This is a genomic window from Salinicola peritrichatus (assembly GCF_003206715.1).
GTDB lineage: Bacteria > Pseudomonadota > Gammaproteobacteria > Pseudomonadales > Halomonadaceae > Salinicola > Salinicola peritrichatus.
This window is the reverse complement of record NZ_PZJU01000008.1, coordinates 149,354-164,180: the sequence shown is the minus strand read 5'-3', so window position 1 is coordinate 164,180 and position 14,827 is coordinate 149,354. Positions and strand designations below refer to the sequence as shown.

The window sequence follows — 14,827 nt, the reverse complement described above, 5'->3', positions numbered from 1 at the left end:
ACCGCGCGAGCGATATTCAGACAAGGCGAACGCGAGCGAGGACGCGCAGTGTAGTGCGCTACATGAGCAGGCCGAGCGAGCGCTCAACGCAGTATGAATGAGCGCAGCCGGTCACCGTTACTGAGGAGCGCCGTAGCTCATCAAGCGTTGATAACGTTTTTCCAGCAAGTCTTCGGTATCCAGCGACTCCAGCCGATCCAGACTGCCGAGCAGGGCCTCTTTGATATTGTCGGAAGTCTTCTTGGGATGACGGTGGGCGCCACCCAGCGGCTCGTCGATCAGCGTGTCGACGAAGCCGAGCTCTTTCAGGCGGGCGGCGGTGATGCCCATCGCCTGGGCGGCCTCGGAGGCCTTTTCGGCGCTCTTCCACAGGATCGAGGCGCAGCCTTCCGGCGAGATCACCGAATAGGTGGAGTACTGCAGCATCTGCAATTCGTCGCACACGCCGATCGCCAGCGCGCCGCCGGAACCGCCTTCGCCGATCACCGTGGCGACGATCGGTGTCTTCAACCGCGACATCACCGCCAGATTGTAGGCGATCGCCTCGGACTGCCCACGTTCCTCGGCATCGATGCCAGGGTAGGCGCCGGGCGTGTCGATGAAGGTCAGCACCGGCATCTTGAAGCGCTCGGCCATTTCCATCAGCCGACACGCCTTGCGATAGCCTTCGGGGCGCGGCATGCCGAAGTTGCGCCGCACCTTCTCCTTGACGTCACGCCCTTTCTGATGGCCGATCACCATGACCGGCTTGCCGTCGAGGCGGGCGATACCGCCGACCAGGGCGGCATCGTCGGCGAAGTTGCGGTCGCCGTGAAGCTCGTCGAACTCGGTGAAGATATTGGCCAGATAGTCGAGCGTGTAAGGACGCTGCGGATGACGCGACAGCTGCGTCACCTGCCAGGCGGTCAGGTCGCGGAAGATCTGCTCGGTGAGCTTGCGGCTCTTCTCCTCGAGCTTGCCGATCTCGTCGCTCAGGCTGATGCGGCTGTCGTTGCCGACCAGTCGCAGTTCTTCGATCTTGGCCTGAAGTTCGGCAATCGGCTGTTCAAAGTCCAGATAATTGGGATTCATAGGGCTTCTGCTGTGTGATCCTGGCAAGCTGCGATATCTGACAAGCGGGCGTCTGGCGTGACAAAAACGCGCGTCATTATCGCACCCTCACGAGTGTAAGCAACCGGCGTCAACCACCGCGATAACGCAGCGCAACGGATTCATGGCCTTCGACGTCGCGCAGCGCGGTGATCAATTCGTCGCAGGGCGAGACCTTCCATGACTCGGCCAGTTCGAAGCAGCCGCTGGCATTGGCATTGCGATAACGCACCCGCACCGGCAGGCCGGACTCGCTCAGCCACGGCGACAGGCTGTCGTGCAGCGAGCGCGAAAAACGGCCGTTGAGGCGGGCGCCATCGACGGCGAGCTCGATCGCTTCGCCGAAGCGCGCACGGGCGTCGGCCATCAGGGTGACGTCCTTGCTGCGCAGACGCAAACCGCCGGAGTAGTCGTCGCTGGAAACCTCGCCTTCGATGATCAGCACCTGGTCGGCATTGAGCTGGCCGCGAACCTGATCGAACAGTTCGCCGAACAGCGACGCCTCGATGCGCCCGGTGCGGTCGTCGAGCGTCACGAACGCCATGGTATCGCCGCGCTTGGACTTCATCGTGCGCATGGCGACCACCAGCCCGGCAACCCGCTGGGATTCCCGCGAGGGCTTGAGGTCGACGATGCGGGTGGCGACGAAACGCTTGAGTTCGTGCTCGTACTCGTCGATCGGGTGGCCGGTGAGATAGAGCCCCAGCGTCTCCTTCTCGCCGGCCAGGCGCTCCTTGTCGGTCCAGTCGCGGGCGTGGCGATAGTCGGCGTAGATATCGCCTGCGTCGTCGGCCTCGACGAAAGCCTCGCCGAACATGTCCATCATGCCCAGATTCTGGTTGGCCTGGTTCTGCGAGGCGGCCTTGAGCGCGGCATCCAGCGAGGCCGCCAGCACCGCCCGCGACGGCCCCAGGTTGTCCAGCGCACCGGAGCGGATCAGCGCCTCGAGGGTGCGCTTGTTCATGCGCTTGCCATCGATACGACGGCAGAAATCGAACAGATCCTTGAATGCGCCATCCGCCTGGCGCGCTTCGACGATCGCCGCGATCGGCCCTTCGCCGACGCCCCGGATCGCACCCAGCCCATAGACCACCCGCCCGCCATCGTCGACGGTGAACTTGTAGGCGCCGACGTTGACGTCCGGCGGCGTCACGGTGAGGCCGATATGGCGGCACTCCTCGATCAGCGGCACGACCTTGTCGAGGTTGTCCATCTCGGTGGAGAGCACCGCCGCCATGAACGGCGCCGGATAGTGGGCCTTGAGCCAGGCGGTCTGGTAGGAGACCAGGCCGTAGGCCGCCGAGTGCGACTTGTTGAAGCCGTATCCGGCGAATTTTTCCACCAGGTCGAACAGGTTGCCGGCCAGGTCCTTGTCGATGCCGTTGGCGGCACAGCCGTCCATGAAGCCCTGGCGCTGCTTGGCCATCTCCTCGGGCTTTTTCTTGCCCATGGCGCGCCGCAGCATGTCGGCCTGACCGAGCGTATAGCCCGCCAGCACCTGGGCGATCTGCATCACCTGCTCCTGGTACAGGATGATGCCGTAGGTCGGCTCCAGCACCGGCTTGAGCAGTTCGTGCTGGTAATCCGGGTGTGGATAAGAGAGTTCCGCGCGGCCGTGCTTACGGTTGATGAAGTCGTCGACCATGCCCGACTGCAGCGGCCCCGGACGGAACAGCGCGACCAGGGCGATCATGTCCTCCAGCGAGTCCGGCTGCAGGCGCTTGATCAGTTCCTTCATGCCGCGGGATTCGAGCTGGAACACCGCCGTGGTCTCGGCCTTCTTGAGCATGTCGAAGGTCGGTTTGTCGTCCAGCGGGATGGTACTGATATCGAGCGGCCCCTGGCCTTCGCGGGCGCGCACCACGTCGACCATTTCCAGCGCCCAGTCGATGATCGTCAGCGTGCGCAGGCCGAGGAAGTCGAACTTGACCAGGCCGGCGTCCTCGACGTCGTTCTTGTCGAACTGCACCACCAGCCCGGAGCCGTCCGGCTCGCACAGAAGCGGCGAGAAGTCGGTCAGCTTGGTCGGCGCGATCACCACGCCCCCGGCGTGCTTGCCGGTGCCGCGGGTAATACCCTCGAGCTTGAGCGCCATCTCCCAAATCTCGGCGGCTTCCTCGTCGGCTTCGAGATACTCCTTGAGCTGCGGCTCCTGCTCGATCGCCTTGGCCAGAGTCATGCCGACCTCGAACGGAATCAGCTTGGAGAGCTTGTCGCCCATCGAATAGGGCTTGCCCTGGGCGCGGGCGACGTCGCGCACCACCGCCTTGGCCGCCATGGTGCCGAAGGTGACGATCTGCGAGACCGCGTCGCGCCCGTAGCGGTCGGCGACATAGTCGATCACCCGGTCGCGCTTCTCCATGCAGAAGTCGACGTCGAAGTCGGGCATCGAGACACGCTCCGGGTTGAGGAAACGTTCGAACAGCAGGTCGTATTCCAGCGGATCGAGGTCGGTGATCTTGAGCGCGTAGGCGACCAGCGAGCCGGCGCCGGAGCCGCGTCCCGGGCCCACCGGGATGTCGTTGTCCTTGGCCCACTGGATGAAGTCCATCACGATCAGGAAGTAACCGGGGAACCCCATCTTGAGGATGATGTCGAGCTCGAAGTCGAGTCGCTGGCGGTACTCCGGCTCATGCTCGGCCCGCGAACGTCCCGGATAGATCGGCGTTTCACCCTCGAACAGCTGCGCCAGACGCTCGCTCAGGCCGTCGTGGGAGACCTTGCGAAAGAATTCGTCCTGGGTCATGCCCTCGGGAATCGGGTACTCGGGCAGGAATATCTCGCCCAACCTCACGGTCGCGTTGCAACGCGCGGCGATCATCACGCTGTTCTCGAGCGCTTCGGGAATGTCGGCGAACAGCTCGGCCATCTCCGCCGGTGTCTTGAGATACTGCTCCTCAGTGTAGCGCCGCTCGCGCCGGGGATCCTCGAGCGCCTTGCCTTCGCCGATCGAAACCCGCGTCTCGTGGGCCCAGAAATCCTCGCGCTTGAGGAAGCGCACATCGTTGGTCGCCACCACCGGCGTCCCGCTCTCGCTCGCCAGCCGCACCGAGTGGTGAACGCACTCCTCGTCGTACTGCCGCCCGGTGCGCTGCAGTTCCAGATAGAAGCGTCCGGGGAAGTGCCGGTTCCACTCCTCCAGCAACTGACGCGCGGTCTCGGTGTGCTCGGCGATCAGGAAGCGCCCGATCTCCCCCTCGCGGGCGCCGGAGAGCGCGATCAGGCCTTCGCTCTGTTCGAACACCCAGGCCTTGTCGAGAATCGCCATGTTCTGGCGCTGGCCCTCGGTCCAGCCGCGCGAGATCAGCTCGGTCAGGTTGCGGTAGCCGACATCGTTCATCGCCAATAGCGTCAGACGGTAGGGATGGCTCTCGTCATGGTCGTTGTGCAGCCAGAGATCGGCGCCGATGATCGGCTTGAGCCCGGCGCCCTGGGCCGCCTTGTAGATCTTGACCAGGCCGAACAGATTGGTGTCGTCGGTGACGGTGACCGCCGGCATGCCAGCGTCCTGGGTCGCCTGAACCAGCGGCTTGAGGCGCACCAGGCCATCGACCAGAGAGTATTCGCTGTGGACACGGAGATGAACGAAGGGTGTTGTCATGACGAGATGGCGCTCCGGCTAGCGGATCGGAAGAAACCAGCGTTATTGCTGCCAGGTATGTTAACGGCTAGGACCGCGAGCCGCGAAGGCAATCGTCGGCCAAGTTCGCAATCCCTTCGCTCGAAGCTCGAAGCTGCTTTCTACAGCGTCCCGAAACCGACGCTCGCAGCCCGCAGCCCAGTCTGCGCTTCGATCTGCGCGCTCACCGGGGCGAAGGAACGGCGATGCTCCTCCAGCGGCCCCCAGCGGATCAGCGCTTCGAGGTGTTCGGGTGTCGAATAACCCTTGTGACGGGCGAAGCCGTACTGCGGATAGCGCGCATCGAGCGCCACCATCTGCGCATCGCGAGCCACCTTGGCCAGGATCGAGGCGGCGCTGATCGCCGGATGACGCAGATCTCCCTTGACCACCGCCTGCCCCGGACAGGCGTGCCCCGGCAGGCGATTGCCGTCGACCAGCAGATACTCGGCCGGTACCGGTAGCGCATCGATCGCCCGACGCATCGCCAAATGGGTGGCATGGTAGATGTTGAGCGTGTCGATCTCGGCGGCGGTTGCCTCGCCGATGGCAAACGCCAGCGCGCATTCCCTTATCCGGGCCTCCAGGAATTCACGCCGCGCGGCGCTGAGACATTTGGAGTCGGTCAGCCCTTCGATCGGACAGGCGGGATCGAGGATCACCGCGGCAGCGACCACCGAGCCGATGAGCGGACCGCGCCCCACCTCGTCGACACCGGCAATCAGGTGTCCATCGTACTCGATGACGATATCCGGCCAAGCGGAAATCGGAGACTTCGATGACATGACTTCTCTCGTCAAACCTTTCCAGTTTCAGGGTCCAGCACCCCGTGCTCAACCAGCGACGCGACGGCCGTGGCTGCCCGCTCGCTGGCGCCCCGCTGCAGCTCGGCATGCAGCGCCGCGAAGCGCTGTTCGAGCGCCGAGCGCGCCCGTTCGTCCTCGAACCATGGCAGCAAGGTATCGACGATATTTTCGACAGTCACCGCGTCCTGAATCAACTCCGGCACCAGGCTCTCCTGGGCGATCAGATTCGGCAACGAGATCCAGCGCGTCTTGACCAGCCGCCTGGCCAGCCAATGGGAGGCCGGCGCCATGCGATAGGCAACCACCATGGCGCGATGACAGAGCATGGTCTCCAGCGCGGCGGTCCCCGAGGTCAACAGTACCGCATCGGCCGCGGTCATCACCTCTCGCGAGCGCCCCTCGACGATCAGCGTGTCCCGGGCCAGTTGCGGAAAGCGTTCGACCAGGGCTTCCAGCTCCTGGCGGCGCTGCGGCGAGGCGGCGGGAATCGCGACCTGGAGCCCCCCCAGGCGTTCGCGCAGCGCCGCCGCCGCGTGCAGAAAAATCTCGCCCTGGAAGCGGATTTCGTTGCCGCGCGAGCCGGGCAACACGGCCAGCGTCGGCGTGCCGGGATCGAGCCCCAGCTCACGCCTGGCTGCGGCACGATCGTTGACCAGCGGCAACTCATCGGCCAGCGGATGACCGACGTAGGCCACCGGTACCCGATGCTCGGCGTAGAAATCCGCCTCGAACGGCAGGAAAGTGAGCATGGCGTCGACGGACCGGGCGATGCCCTTCACCCGCCCTTGCCGCCAGGCCCATACCGAAGGGCTGACATAGTGCACGGTCTTGATGCCCTGGGCACGCAACTGGCGCTCGAGCCCCAGATTGAAGTCCGGCGCATCGATACCGATCATCACGTCCGGCCGCCAGCCCAGCGCATCGCGTTTGAGATGACGCCGGACCTTGATCAACCCGGGCAGATGCTTGAGCACCTCGACCAGGCCCATGACGGAGAGGGTTTCCAGCGGGTAGAGCGACTCCAGCCCCTGGGCCTGCATGCGCGGACCGCCGATTCCCCGGAACTCGATATCGCCATGACGGCGACGTAGCGCCTGCATCAGGCCGGCCCCGAGAATATCTCCCGAGAGCTCTCCGGCGACCAGATAGACACGCACGCGGCGGCCCCTAGCGGGTGATGCCGCGCTGCGACACCTTCAACGAATCGACGAAACGGCGTGTCTCGTCGAGCGAGAAGCGGCTTTCGATCTCGCCGATCGCCTGTTCCAGGGTCAGCCCCTTGCGATAGACGAGACGGTAGGCCTCGCCCAGCGCCCTTACCGCTTCGCTGGAGAAACCGCGACGCTTGAGGCCGATCGAATTCAGGCCATGGGCCGCCGCCGGATTGCCGTTGACCATGATGAAGGCGGGAATGTCCTTGGTGATGATCGAACCGCCGCCGGCCATGGCGTGCTCGCCCATGTGACAGAACTGGTGGATTGCCGACAAGCCGCCCAGGATGGTGAAGTCGCCCAGGTGCACGTGCCCGGCCAGGGTCGCCTGATTGGCGAGGATGCAATCGCTACCGATGACGCAGTCGTGGCCGACGTGGGCGTAGGCCATGAACAGATTGCGATTGCCGATCGTGGTCACGCCGCGATCCTGCACCGTCCCCCGGTGTAGCGTCACGCTTTCGCGCACGACATTGTCGTCGCCCATCTCGAGGCGGGTCGGTTCACCGGCGTACTTCTTGTCCTGGCAATCCTCGCCGACCGAGGCGAACTGAAAAATGCGGTTGCGCTTGCCCAGCCGGGTCGGCCCCTTGATCACCACGTGCGGCCCGATCACGCAGCCGGCATCGATTTCGACATCAGGACCGATCACGCTGAACGGGCCGACCTGGACGTCATCGGCCAGGCGGGCGGCGGGATCGACGATGGCGGTGGGATGAATCAAGCGACTTTCCTCTCGGCACAGATGATTTCGGCCTCGCAGGCCAGCTCGCCATCGACGGACGCGCGACAGGCAAATTTCCAGATACCACGCTTGCCCTTGATGACGTTGGCCTCGAGTCGCAGTTGATCACCCGGCATCACCGGGCGCTTGAAACGCACGTTGTCGCTACCGACAAGATAGTAGACATAGCCGTCGGCCGGCAGCTTGTTGACGGTCTTGAAGCCCAGAATACCGCAGGCCTGCGCCATCGCTTCGATGATCAGCACGCCCGGCATGATCGGATGATGAGGGAAATGGCCGTTGAAGAAGGGTTCGTTGATGCTGACGTTCTTGTACGCCACGATCGATTCGCCTAGCGCGATCTCCATCACGCGATCTACCAATAAAAACGGGTAACGATGCGGTAGATACTCACGAATCTGGTTGATATCCATTATCATCAAATACGACCTCTAAAATAGCGAATGCCTGCCCCTACACTGATGAGCAAGGGCAGGCACAGAGCGGCAAAACGGCGTTCACCCGTGTGGGCGGGCATTATACAGGCGAGCTTGCCGGCTGACAGCCTTTCACGGCGCCCTGCTTCGATGCCCGGGCCCCGTTCACGAATCGCGCATGTCGCGTTCGAGCCGCGTCAAACGCTTGGCGATCTCATCGAGTTGCTTGAAGCGTACCGCGTTCTTCCGCCACTGACTATTGGACATCGAGCCCGTCCCCGAGGAGTAGACACCAGGCTCCAGGATCGAGTTGGTGACCAGGCTCATGCCGGTGATCTGGACCCCGTCGGCCAATGTCAGGTGGCCGGACAACCCCACGCCACCGCCGAGCAGACAGTGCCTGCCGACCTTGGTCGAGCCGGCAATGCCGACGCATCCGGCCAGCGCGCTGTGGTCACCGATCTGCACGTTGTGGGCAATCTGCACTTGAGAGTCGATCTTGACGCCGTTGCCGATCACGGTGTCGCCCAGTGCGCCGCGATCGATACTCGAGCAACTGCCCACTTCGACATCGTCACCCAGCGTAACGCCGCCGAGCTGCGCGATCTTTTCCCACCGCTGTCCATCGTGGGCGAAGCCGAAACCATCGCCGCCGATCACGCAGCCGCTGTGGAGAATCGCACGCTCGCCTACCGTCACGCCGTGATAGAGCGTGACATTGGCGTGCAGACGCGAGCCGCGGCCGATACGCGTGTCGGCACCGATGAAACTCCCGGCACCGATGACGCAGTCGTCGGCGATCTCGACGCCGGCCTCGATGACACAGTTGGCGCCGACCTCGACGTGCGCGCCGAGGCTGGCTTGCGGCGACACCGTTGCCGCTGGGTGCACGCCCCGACTCGGCTGATTGGCCAGCGGATCGAACAGATGCGAGAGCCTGGCATAGCCCAGATAAGGGTTTTCCAGTTCCAGGCGGGGGCAGGGACAGGCTTCGCCATGGGCCGGGTGAACCAGCACGGCACTGGCACGAGTATCGGCGAGATATTTCAGGTACGCCCGATTGGCCAGAAACGCCAGGTCACCCGGGCCGGCATCGGTCAGGGTCGCCAGCCCGCTGACGCGAAGATTCGCGTCACCCACCAGGCGGGCTTCGATACGCTCGGCCAGTTCACCGAGCGTATAGGAAGCTTGAGCAGCACTGTTCATGAACGGACGTCGGTCTCAAATCATCAGTTGAGTGAGTTGAAGATCTGGGTCACTTCGCTGGTGATGTCCAGGCTGTCTTCGGAGTAGACCACGGCATCGCGGTCGATGACCATGTCGAGGTCGTGCTCGCTCACCACCTTCTGGATGGCCTGATCGAGCTTGGGCTTGGCACTCTTCAGGTACTGCTGCTCGGCCTGTTGCTGCGCCTGCGAAATCTGGCCGCGCAGCTGCTGGAACTGGCCGCCCTTCTGACGCAGTTGCTGGGTCACCGAGTTGCGTTCGGACTCCGACATCACGTCGCCGTCCTTTTGCAGGCGCTGCTGCAGTTGCTGAAGCTCCTCGCTCAGCGACTGCGCCTGCTGCTGCTGGGAACTGATACGGTTCTTCAATTGGTTCATCGAGGCCTGGGCCGAGTCCGACGACATCAGCGCCTCACGCCAGTCCAGCACGCCCACCTCGGTCGCCATGACAGGCAGGGAAACGATCGACAACAATCCGAGCCCGAGGGCTCCTATTACTTTGCGCATCCGGCGCCTCCTTGAGAAAAACACTCTCGAAAAATTCTCTCGGTGAATGGAGTTTGCGTGACTCGCGGCCACGGCGAAACCGCTTTCGACCGTGGCGATGAACGACGCGGTCGTTTAGAAGGTCTGGCCCAGCGAGAACTGGAATACCTGCGGGTCGTCGCCATCCTTCTCGTTGAGCGGCTTGGCCACACTGAACGTCAACGGCCCCACCGGCGTCAGCCAGGAGAGCCCCAGACCGACGCTGTAACGCAGCTCGTCCAGATTGACCCCGCTTTCACAGCTCGACGTATAGTTTGCCGGCACGTCGTAGCAATCGGTGAGGAACGTATTGCCCGCGTCGACGAATATGCTGGTCTGCAGCGAGCGCCGATCCTCGACCCACGGGAACGGATAGATCAGTTCGGCAGAACCCTCGACCAGCACGTTGCCGCCCAGGGTATCGTCGTCACCGTCGCCGCGCTGGGTGGTCTTCGGTCCCAGAGTATTACCGGTGTAGCCGCGCACCGATCCCAGACCGCCCGAATAGAAGTTCTCGTAGAACGGATAGGGATCGTTGGACCCCAGCGTATCGGCGTAGCCCAGGTTACTGCTGAACTTGAGCGACCAGTCAGGGTTCAGCTCGAACAGTTTCTGGCCGCGATAGCGCAATTTGTAGTACTCGGCATCCGACCCCGGCACGGCGGTTTCCAGCGAGACGCGCTGGTAGCTGCCGGCGGTCGGCATGATGCCGCGGTTCAGGTTGTTGCGGGTCCAGCTCGCCGTCAACTTGTAATTCAAGAAGTCTTCACCTTCGGTATCGGTGTAGTGAACGATCTCCGCCGGCGTGTCGTCGTAGGTGTCGATCGACAGGTTCTCGAGGCCGACGCCGAAATTGAGCCGCGACAGATCGTTGATCGGGTAACCGAAATTGATGTTGCCGCCGTAGGAGTCGGTCGAGTAGGTCGAGATGTCGGAATCTTCGTAATCGGTCTCGCGGTAGAAGACGTTGTAACCGCGCGAGATGCCGTCGAGCGTCCAGTACGGGTCGGTGAAACCGAAGTTGATATTGGTGAAGGTATCACTGCGCTGGGCGCCGATATTGACGCGGTTACCGGTGCCCAGGAAGTTGTTCTGCGACAGCGCCGCGCCGTAGATGATCCCGGCGGTCTGCGAGAAGCCGACGCTCGCCGAGATCGAACCGGAAGGCTGCTCCTGGACGTTGTAGGTCACGTCCAGCTGGTCCGGCTCACCGGCGACCGGGCGGGTGTCGACATCGACCTGCTTGAAGAAGCCGAGGCGTTCCAGACGCTGACGCGACTGGGTGATCTGGTCGGTCGACGCCGGCGCGCCCTCCATCTGCACCATTTCACGCCGCAACACCTCGTCCTGGGTCGTGGTGTTACCCTCGAAGTTGATACGGCGCACGTAGGCCCGACGGCCCGGATCGACGCGGAAGGTGATGTCGACGGTATCGTCGGCCTCGTTGACCGTGGGCACGGCCTTGATGTCGGCGAAGGCGAAGCCTTCGGCGCCGAGCTTCTGGCGCAGCGCTTCCGAGGAGGCGGTCAGCTTGCTCTGGGAGAAAACTTCACCAGGCTTGGCGGTGACCAGTTCGCGCGCGGTGGATTCGTCCATCTTCAAATCGCCGTCGAAATGGATCTGGTCGAGCTTGTAGCGCTTACCCTCGTCGACATTGATGGTCACGAAGATGCGCGACTTGTCGGGACTGATCGACACCTGCGTCGAGGTGATGGCGAAATTGACGTAGCCGCGGTCGAGATACCAGGAGCGCAACGTCTCGAGATCGCCGGAAAGCGCCTCGCGGGAGTATTCGTCGTCGGAGAACCAGCCGAAGAACCAACCCGGCTTGTCCTCGAGCTGGAACAGGTCGCGCAGCGTATCGTCGTCGTAGGCTTCGTTGCCGACCACGTTGATCTGGCGAATCTTCGCCACCGCGCCTTCGTTGATGTCGATATTGACCCGCACGCGGTTACGCTCGAGCTGCTCGACGGAGGTCTCGATGCTTGAGCTGTAACGCCCCTGGGACTGGTACAGCCGCTCCAGCTCGCGCTGCATCTCCTCCAGCGTCGAGCGCTGCAGCACCTGACCTTCGGCGAGGCCGGCGTCGCGCAGCCCCTGGCGCAGGTCGTCGTCGGAGATCTGCGAATTGCCTTCGATGTTGATTTCGGCGATCGAGGGCCGCTCGACGACGTTGATGATCAGCACGTCACCGTCGCGGGAGAGACGAATGTCATCGAACAGGCCAGTGTCGAACAACTTCTGAGCCGCTTCGCCCAACTGCCGGTCGTCCACTGTCTGATCGGCGCTGACGGGAAAAGCGTTGAACACGGATGCGGCCGAGACGCGCTGCAGCCCCTCCACGCGAATATCCGAAATCTCGAAAGGTGCCGCCAACGCCGCGGGGGAGCTAGCCAATAGCAGTCCTGCCAATCCGATGGTCTTGAGTTTCATGCAATCAATCGCTTCTCTGGGGTCCGCCCGCGTTTCGAACAGGCACCTTATACATTTCCCCCAGTGACTGACAAGGCTCGGCTCGCCACTCACGGGTGCTTCAGGCATCGGCGCACCGGCCGACGCATGCCTTGCGCGACCTCCCGTCGCGCAAGGCGCATCAGTTTCTGGCTACAAGCGCATCAGGTCGAAGTAAAGCGCCATCATCATCAGGCATCCCACCAGGGCCACGCCGATGCGCAGCCCCATGGCTTGCGCCGTTTCCGACACCGGCCGGCCACGCACCAGTTCGATCAGGTAGTAGACCAGATGCCCGCCATCGAGCACCGGGATCGGCAGCAGGTTGAGAACGCCCAGACTGATCGACAGATAGGCGAGAAAACCGACGAATGTCTCGACGCCGCTACGTGCCGAGTCACCGGCGATGCGGGCGATGGTGATCGGCCCGGAAAGGTTGGAGGGCGAGATCCAGCCAACGACCATCTTGCGGATCGAATCCGCCGTGAGCCAAGTCATCTCACCGGTTTTCTTTAGCGCCTGACCGACCGCCGCCAGGGGGCCGTAACGAATCTCGCGCCGATACGCCTCGGGCCACTCCACCGCCTGGGCAGCGGCGCCGACATAACCGACGCGTTCGCCGTCCTCGGCATCGCGCGGCTGCGGCGTCAGGCTCACTTCGCGCGTCTCGCCGTCACGGCTGAACTCAAGCGACAGCGCCTGGCCGGGATGGCTACGCACCACATCGACGAAGGCTTCCCAATCCGAGATCGATTGACCGTCGACGCTGACGATACGATCCCCCGGCGAGAGGCCCGCCCGCGCCGCCGGTCCATCCTCCAGCACCTGCCCCAGAACGGCGGGCACCGCCGGCCGCCACGGCGTGATCCCCAGCGACGACATCGGTTGCGGCGGATCCTGGCGCACCAACCAGCGACTGACCGGTACCTCGTGGGTCGTGGCCTCACCGTCGGCGCCACGGGTGGTGATCGTCAACTCACCATTGGCGCCGATCGCCGCGATCAGTTGCAGATTGACATCGTTCCAGGACGGCGTCGGCTCACCTCGCACGCCGACGATCTCCTGACCGCTGAGCAACCCACCGTGGGCCGCCGGTGAATCCGGCGCCACCTCGCCGATCACGGGCGCCACGGTGGCGGTACCATAGACGAACAGCGCCCAGTAGGCGACCAGCGCCAACAACAGGTTGGCCAGCGGACCGGCGGCGACGATGGCGATACGCGCCCACACGCTCTTGCGATTGAAGGCGCGATCGAGCTCCTCGGGCGCCACCGGCCCCTCGCGCTCGTCGAGCATCTTGACGTAGCCACCGAGCGGAATGGCGGCAACGGCGAACTCGGTACCGTGACGGTCGAAGCGCGACCACAACGGCTTGCCGAAACCCACCGAAAAACGCAGCACCTTGACCCCGCAACGGCGCGCGACCCAGAAATGCCCGAACTCGTGAAACGTGATCAGCAGGCCGAGTACGACAACGACCGCCAGCACGTTCTGGAGCGCATCCATCACGCCCACCCCCCAGGAGTGTGAATCACCACACTAAAAAGATCGTTGATGCAGCAGTGTTTCAGCCACACGCCGCGCCTGCGCATCCTCGCACAATATCACGTCGAGGGAATCCGCTGCGCGTACCTCGATCGTCTCCAACGTCGACTCGACCAGCCGCGCAATACCCAGGAACGAAAGCCGCCCGTCGAGAAACGCCTGTACCGCCACCTCGTTGGCCGCATTGAGACTTGCCGGCGCCGTGCCACCCGCGGCCATCGCCTCCCGCGCCAGGCGCAGACAGGGAAAGCGCGCTTCGTCCGGGGCTTCGAAGTCCAGCCGCGACACCGCGAACAGATCCAGCGGCGCCACTCCGGCATCGATACGCGCCGGCCACGCCAGGCCATAAGCGATCGGTGTGCGCATGTCGGGGTTGCCCATCTGCGCAATCACCGAACCGTCGGCGTAGCCCACCATCGAATGGACGATGCTCTGCGGATGGACCACCACTTCGACCTGCTCGGGCGCGGCACCGAACAGCCAGCATGCCTCGATCAGTTCGAGCCCCTTGTTCATCAAGGTGGCGCTGTCGACCGAAATCTTCTGCCCCATCGACCAGTTGGGATGGGCGCAGGCCTGTGCCGGGGTCACGCTTTCCAGGTCGGCAAGCGACCATTCGCGAAACGGCCCACCCGAGGCCGTCAGCAACAGCCGTGCAACGCCCTGACGCGACAGACCGCCACGCTGCTGCATAGGCAGACACTGATAGATGGCATTATGTTCCGAGTCGATCGGCAAAAGCGTGGCGTCATGACGGGAGACGGCATCCATGAACAGCCCTCCGGACATCACCAGCGCTTCCTTGTTGGCCAGCAGCACCCGCTTGCCGGCCTCGACCGCCGCCAGGGTCGGCATCAGGCCGGCCGCGCCGACGATAGCCGCCATCACCACGTCGACCTCGACCGCCCGCGACACCTCGAGCAGCGCCGGGTCGCCATGCAGCACCTCGATCCGCTCGAGGCCCGCGTCGTCGAGTTGTCGGCGCAACCAGCCGGCATCCTCCCGCGTGCCGATCACCGCCTGCGCGGGCGCGAAGCGACGGCAGATGTCGAATAGCGCTTCCCGCGAGCGGTAAGCGGTCACCGCATGCAGTCGATAGGCATCGGGATGGCGCGCGATCACGTCCAGCGTGCTGCGGCCGATGGAGCCGGTCGCGCCGAGGATGGTGACATTCTGAACGGTGGATGACGTCAT

The 14,827-nt window shown here is 63.8% G+C and carries 11 protein-coding genes; all 11 read right to left on the bottom strand.

Annotated elements, in window-relative coordinates; genetic code table 11:
* Positions 1–117: 117 nt before the first annotated feature.
* Positions 118–1,071 carry an acetyl-CoA carboxylase carboxyltransferase subunit alpha gene (locus DOM57_RS04470; protein WP_110648027.1) on the bottom strand — a complete coding sequence of 318 codons (954 nt, stop codon included), beginning with the start codon at positions 1,069–1,071 and terminating at the stop codon, positions 118–120.
* A gap of 109 nt (positions 1,072–1,180) precedes the next feature.
* Positions 1,181–4,690: a DNA polymerase III subunit alpha gene (gene dnaE, locus DOM57_RS04465; RefSeq protein WP_110648026.1), complete on the bottom strand. Its 3,510-nt coding sequence runs from the start codon at positions 4,688–4,690 to the stop codon at positions 1,181–1,183.
* A gap of 140 nt (positions 4,691–4,830) precedes the next feature.
* Complete coding sequence (gene rnhB / locus DOM57_RS04460; RefSeq protein WP_110648025.1) at positions 4,831–5,493, bottom strand: ribonuclease HII; 663 nt, start codon at positions 5,491–5,493, stop codon at positions 4,831–4,833.
* 11 nt (positions 5,494–5,504) lie between these two features.
* Entirely contained in the window at positions 5,505–6,671 is a 1,167-nt protein-coding gene (lpxB, locus tag DOM57_RS04455; RefSeq protein ID WP_110648024.1) for a lipid-A-disaccharide synthase, read from the bottom strand.
* Positions 6,672–6,681: 10 nt separating this feature from the next.
* Positions 6,682–7,449: an acyl-ACP--UDP-N-acetylglucosamine O-acyltransferase gene (gene lpxA, locus DOM57_RS04450; protein ID WP_110648023.1), complete on the bottom strand. Its 768-nt coding sequence runs from the start codon at positions 7,447–7,449 to the stop codon at positions 6,682–6,684.
* Entirely contained in the window at positions 7,446–7,889 is a 444-nt protein-coding gene (gene fabZ / locus DOM57_RS04445; protein ID WP_110648022.1) for a 3-hydroxyacyl-ACP dehydratase FabZ, read from the bottom strand. The genes lpxA and fabZ overlap by 4 nt, the downstream gene beginning before the upstream one ends.
* A 162-nt stretch (positions 7,890–8,051) precedes the next feature.
* The gene (gene lpxD / locus DOM57_RS04440) at positions 8,052–9,092 is read right to left on the bottom strand and encodes a UDP-3-O-(3-hydroxymyristoyl)glucosamine N-acyltransferase (protein ID WP_110648021.1); all 1,041 of its coding nucleotides are present in this window, start codon (positions 9,090–9,092) and stop codon (positions 8,052–8,054) included.
* 23 nt (positions 9,093–9,115) lie between these two features.
* The gene (locus DOM57_RS04435; RefSeq protein WP_110648020.1) at positions 9,116–9,619 is read right to left on the bottom strand and encodes an OmpH/Skp family outer membrane protein; all 504 of its coding nucleotides are present in this window, start codon (positions 9,617–9,619) and stop codon (positions 9,116–9,118) included.
* Positions 9,620–9,733: 114 nt separating this feature from the next.
* Positions 9,734–12,070, bottom strand: a complete 2,337-nt coding sequence (bamA, locus tag DOM57_RS04430; protein ID WP_204352856.1) for an outer membrane protein assembly factor BamA — start codon at positions 12,068–12,070, stop codon at positions 9,734–9,736.
* Between the two features lie 171 nt (positions 12,071–12,241).
* Complete coding sequence (gene rseP, locus DOM57_RS04425) at positions 12,242–13,594, bottom strand: sigma E protease regulator RseP (RefSeq protein ID WP_110648175.1); 1,353 nt, start codon at positions 13,592–13,594, stop codon at positions 12,242–12,244.
* A gap of 33 nt (positions 13,595–13,627) precedes the next feature.
* A complete protein-coding gene (ispC, locus tag DOM57_RS04420) occupies positions 13,628–14,827 on the bottom strand; it encodes a 1-deoxy-D-xylulose-5-phosphate reductoisomerase (RefSeq protein ID WP_110648019.1) in 1,200 nt (399 codons plus the stop codon).

Coding starts and splice junctions, on each gene's coding strand:
- lpxD (WP_110648021.1), bottom strand. CDS start 9,092: ATGAACAGTGCTGCTCAAGCTTCCTATACGCTCGGTGAACTGGCCGAG.
- rseP (WP_110648175.1), bottom strand. CDS start 13,594: ATGGATGCGCTCCAGAACGTGCTGGCGGTCGTTGTCGTACTCGGCCTG.
- DOM57_RS04435 (WP_110648020.1), bottom strand. CDS start 9,619: ATGCGCAAAGTAATAGGAGCCCTCGGGCTCGGATTGTTGTCGATCGTT.
- bamA (WP_204352856.1), bottom strand. CDS start 12,070: ATGAAACTCAAGACCATCGGATTGGCAGGACTGCTATTGGCTAGCTCC.
- DOM57_RS04470 (WP_110648027.1), bottom strand. CDS start 1,071: ATGAATCCCAATTATCTGGACTTTGAACAGCCGATTGCCGAACTTCAG.
- dnaE (WP_110648026.1), bottom strand. CDS start 4,690: ATGACAACACCCTTCGTTCATCTCCGTGTCCACAGCGAATACTCTCTG.
- ispC (WP_110648019.1), bottom strand. CDS start 14,827: ATGACGTCATCCACCGTTCAGAATGTCACCATCCTCGGCGCGACCGGC.
- fabZ (WP_110648022.1), bottom strand. CDS start 7,889: ATGATAATGGATATCAACCAGATTCGTGAGTATCTACCGCATCGTTAC.
- rnhB (WP_110648025.1), bottom strand. CDS start 5,493: ATGTCATCGAAGTCTCCGATTTCCGCTTGGCCGGATATCGTCATCGAG.